Annotated in this window: 2 protein-coding genes; both read right to left on the bottom strand. The window is 43.5% G+C overall.

Annotated features, from left to right (window positions below; genetic code table 11):
- On the bottom strand, nt 1-1,887 hold a 1,887-nt coding region (gene pglZ / locus LHW48_00550; GenBank protein MCB5258951.1), incomplete at its 3' end, for a BREX-3 system phosphatase PglZ.
- Between the two features lie 13 nt (nt 1,888-1,900).
- A complete protein-coding gene (locus tag LHW48_00545; protein MCB5258950.1) occupies nt 1,901-4,747 on the bottom strand; it encodes a site-specific DNA-methyltransferase in 2,847 nt (948 codons plus the stop codon).
- Nucleotides 4,748-4,808 lie beyond the last annotated feature (61 nt).

Below are 4,808 nucleotides of genomic sequence, written 5' to 3'. Positions count from 1 at the left end.
TCCCACTGTATGGTAGCAACCCCGATAGGGAGCAAACAAGCAGTACAGATCATTGGGAAGTCCCTTGGGAGTCCAGGCCAGGGATGTATCTGTCTTTCTTGCTGCCTGGTCTCTTAGAGCTTCTGATTGATATATCCTAACTCTGGATGCCTTGGTTTCGGATAATGAACCATCCTGGATATTGCCAATTCCTTCGCATTCCAAATTGCCATGGTCTGAGATGATCCACACTGTGTAACCATGATCTATCAGAAGCTGAAGCAAAGAGTCAAAGTATCCCTGTTTTACCCAGTGCTTGATCTGGCTATGCATACCAGCCGAACCAAGATTCATGCCATGCATAATGTCATCGATCAAGTTCAAAACAAGTCCGATCACTAGTGCACTTGGCAGGTTAACCTGTTTCTCCAGTTCTGCTCCGATATCTCCTGTCCCATCCATACGCAGATAGTGTATACTTTTTGAGGTTACCCCGTTATCTTCCCAGTATCGTTTCCAGTGGTTTGGCTCCTTAACCGTGCTACCAATGTGTTGGGCAAAGTAATATGGAACTGAAGCGTTAAAGATGGATTGTCTGGATATCGAGGTGAGAGTGGGAATCCATGCGAATAGAGTATCCTCACTAGTCTCATAAGTCTTCAGATCAAGTTCTGTTTTGATGCACAGCCATTGATCGTAGGACATTCCGTCCATTACAATCAAAGCCGTTTTAGCTGCATTTAGCTCAGCCCTTCGATATGCCAAGCTCTTGGCTATTTGGTGCACCATCACTGGTTTGCTGGAAGGCAGGCTTGAGAGAGAATCATAGTGCTGTTGAATCCAGTTCTGGAACCTGGCATTGATCTCCACTCTCAGGCTGTGAACTCTATCTGCGTCAAGCGCGTTATCTGAACTAAATATCTGGTGCAAAAACTCAGCATAGTCTTTCGCGTACTTCTGCCAAGCTTTGTAGGAGCAGTCAATATCGGGAAGATGTGCCTGCAAAGTCGATATCAAGCTCTCAATTTGATCAGCAGGACCAGATTCATTCAGATCAATTCCACAACTTATCCAACCTAGTTCTTCAGCCTTGGCATTATCTATCCTGATGCGCTTGAGCATGCCTTCGGCAAAGAAATTATCTGTATAGACTTTCAAATCAGGGTGATCGAAAGGCAGCACCTTAGCCGATTGAACATTGCTTACCCGCTGTTTAACGAAATGCACCCATTCTCTCTGCAGAAAAGCAAAGAAATACTCACTGCTTCTCAAGGCTTGTTCAAGGTCGATTTCGTAGTTATTAACAAAACCACTGCCAGAATCATGTAGTCTGTCCACCACGAATCCTGGAAGCTCTGTGTCTGTGTAATGAAGTTTAAACAGGACAACCCAGAATTGGACCTCACTTGTTATCCCTGCAATATCAATCCCAAATACTCGCCGGGTAATGAAATCGATGCTTTCTTTGTATGAAGTCAAGCTCTGCGGTTGTGATCTAAGCAACTCAAAGAGTAGATCGTAATACTGGCTGGGGAGTTCTTTGACAGCTTTGGTAGATATCCCTTCGAAAAAGTCTTCCAGCCGCAGTTTGATCACATCGGCATTAACCAGTACTGAATATGGCAATTTAGCGTTTGCGGCCTGATCAGCCGATATCATGACCAGTAGTTTTGAATCTAAATCTTTCCCGCCCTTCAGCCACTTGCTTTCAAGGTAGAAAAACAAGCTCAGGTTGTCAGTGTAGTCATAGATATCATATCCGTTGCCCACCATACGCTCAAAAACAGCCGTGGTGGTGGCTAAGCCATCATGGTCGAACAAGATCACCATCTGAGAAGATGATGCGCACAATCGCTCGATTATAGCGTCTAACAACTCCCCATACTTCAAGTCTTGCTCTCTATTCACCTCAAACCCTCTTCTACTGAGTTCTTGTAATAGCCTGATCGTAATACATCAGCAGTTTGGGATCTTCTTCCAGCAAGGAGCTGGGAATGCGCTTTGCCACCAATATGATGGTCTCATAATCCCGATGTTGCCAGCAGTATTTGAATCCTGCTCGCACCGCTTCTGCCCGGATGATCTTGAATCTCTTGCCGGAAACCAGATCTGGGTTGCTCTTGGGCAGGTCTGGAATCTCTATTTGCAGATCGCTCAGCTTCTTGGGTTTATAGTCCTTGGGCAAATATGTCCAGAACTCTTTCAAAAGCGCTTTTTCCCGCATCTGCTCCAAGTCTGCCAGCTTATTGGGATCAGGTACATACCACCTGTCTTTGGCTTTGGCTTTGAGTGCCGGATCATCCTTAGGGAGATTCCTAAGCTCCTTCCAATTTGTAGATAGGTATGTATGAACTTGGCTTGGTACCTCAGCTTTACCATCGTATTTTAGGAAGTTCTCTTCCAAGATCAGAGAAAGCTCCAAGCTTTTTTCGTTCTTATTCCATCCTGCGATCTCTCTCATAAACTGAGGATGGATATCCTGGAAGCTTTGAGGTTTGTCCTTTAGTAACTGCCTAAGCCACTGAATAGCCGAAACCTCATCGGTGATGAATATCTCCATCTGGGCAAGATCAGGAATCCTCATCTTTGTCTTGTCATACTCAATTACTTGCTCCGGGAGGAAATACATTCCGTCCCTGGATGGGAAATGCTCTTCAAGACCTCGATAAAATTCTCCTGAAGATAAAGGAACCAAAGCATTTCTCTGCAGGTAGAAAGCCACCATGCGGTCATAGAGCAGATAATTCTGCCGTTCTGCCACAATTTGCATCTTACCTTTCTCAATCACAAGTTTGGGTAGCTGCTTGAGATGTGTTCTAATAAAATCCCAGACTCCTTCCTCAGTTCCGGAGAGTTTAACAAATCTCTCCTCAATACCACCATTGGGCTTATAGCAAGAGATGATCAAATCCTGTTTAACTGCATTTGCTAAAGATGCTGCCTTAATTCCACCATGAACTTTATCAAGTGTTCTAACATCTGCGACAACAAAACCAGCTTGTTGCAGAGCTTCCTGTATTGCATTCCACACACTGTTTTTCGAATTGTGAAATTCTACAGTCATCCACCCATTGGATTTGAGCGCTTTATAGTAGTTAGTAAAGCAGCTCTTCATTAGACCCTGATAGTCTAAGAGGCTTTTCGCTTGAGATGAGTTTTCTATTGCTTCGTGATCATTGCATGTCTTGATTCTAAGCCAACTTTCTAGTATGAAATTCAACTCTGAATACATAAAATTCGCACCAAAAGGAGGGTCGGTGAAGATATAGTTAACCGATTTAGGTTCTATTCTGTTTATATTGGTAGTTGATTCTGTTGAAATAACATTGCCCTTTGTATCCCATCCAACCTGAACAACTTTCTCTTTGAATAAACTCAATGCAGACTGCTCCACTTGTTCACTGGGTATATAAAGAGTGCCTGTTAATGGTCCGTTAATTCTACCCCTAGGATTGTATTTGTTTATAATGAACCTATTCTGCTTTGTGAGATTTCGTCCTAAGAAGGAAGTAGCCTTCCACCTAATATTAAAAGGTAACCTATCCCAAAAAGCTGCTAATGTCCATAAGTTCCTCTTTGCATAGAAATGATGCACATGAGTAACTCCCAAATCGTCATTTCGCCTCGATTCATCACCTTCTGGCATTCTCTCAGTGGGAAACCAATATGGAATATCACTTTGCTCGATTTTTTCTATCAAAGCTAAGTCCTTATCATCAGGTGTTTTTTGGAATCTACTTTTCCCTATTGAGTAGCAGATTAAAACAGGCTTTTGTTTTGCCTGACGAATAATCATTCCTGATATATCTGCATCTCTATCAGTTATGAACTTGTCAGACTTAGTAACGAAAGCTCTTTCCATTCTTCTTTTTGTTAATTTTGAATGGCAATAAGGGCATGGAAACTCATCTAGAACCAAACCATCTTTCATATCAATTGCTTCATCCCAGAATATTATCTCTTGAGAGCAGTTTGGACAGATAAACACATCGCTCCAGACGGTGTAAATGATTCTGCCGATAGTTTTACCATCAGGATGCAGAGTCTCATACATCCAACCACATTCCTCTTCCACTTCCTCCAGGATGCGTTTTGCTTCTTTCTCAAACTCAACTATGTCAACTGGAGAGTTGTAGTTGGCAGCAATAAAAGTAGCTGCAGGAGAGAGATCATTCAATATAGCTTTTCTTGCCCCCAATTTGGAGAAAGGCTTGCCCTCTACATCCAGGATTGTGCCATCATCTTTAACCTGATATCCCAGTGATTCAACCACCTTTTTATCTCCACAGAGTTGAGCTGCGACACCGGTCATACCAGTCCCACAGAAGCCGTCAAAGACGATGTCTCCCGGCTCGGTATAATGGAGGATATAGCGCATGATCGCCTTGTGGGGCACCTTGGTATGGTAGGAATGTGCATTGTAAATCGGATCGTTCTTACCCTCACTCACATCTGCGGCAAAGGGTTCCCTGTGATATTCATCTGGTCTGTCTCCCTTTTCCTTTTCCCACTCGGCAATGAAGTCATTTATCCAGGGATTTGGGCAGGCAGTGTAATAGGGAGGATCACTCAATGCAATGATATCTTCATCCTCTCCGATAGGGAAGCCTTCGATCTTGCGAAAATCAGGATCTTTCAGCTTTTCACGCAGGAGATTCCTAAAGTGCTCTCTGCGTTCATCTTCGCTGGCATATACTTGTCCCAGACAGGTGACGGGACCTTTGAAGCTACTGCCAATCCCCAAGTCAATCGTTGTTTGTTTCGTCATTAGTCTGATTCCTCTTTTCGAGTTCGTGGAGTTTGGTTATTAGTGCCAGTCCAGAGTCGGT

It is taken from the genome of Candidatus Cloacimonadota bacterium, from assembly GCA_020532355.1.
Classification (GTDB): Bacteria; Cloacimonadota; Cloacimonadia; order Cloacimonadales; family Cloacimonadaceae; genus UBA5456.
This window is presented reverse-complemented; position numbering and strand designations above follow the sequence as displayed.

Excerpts from the sequence above, each read along its gene's own strand:
- LHW48_00545 (MCB5258950.1), bottom strand. The coding sequence starts at position 4,747 with ATGACGAAACAAACAACGATTGACTTGGGGATTGGCAGTAGCTTCAAA.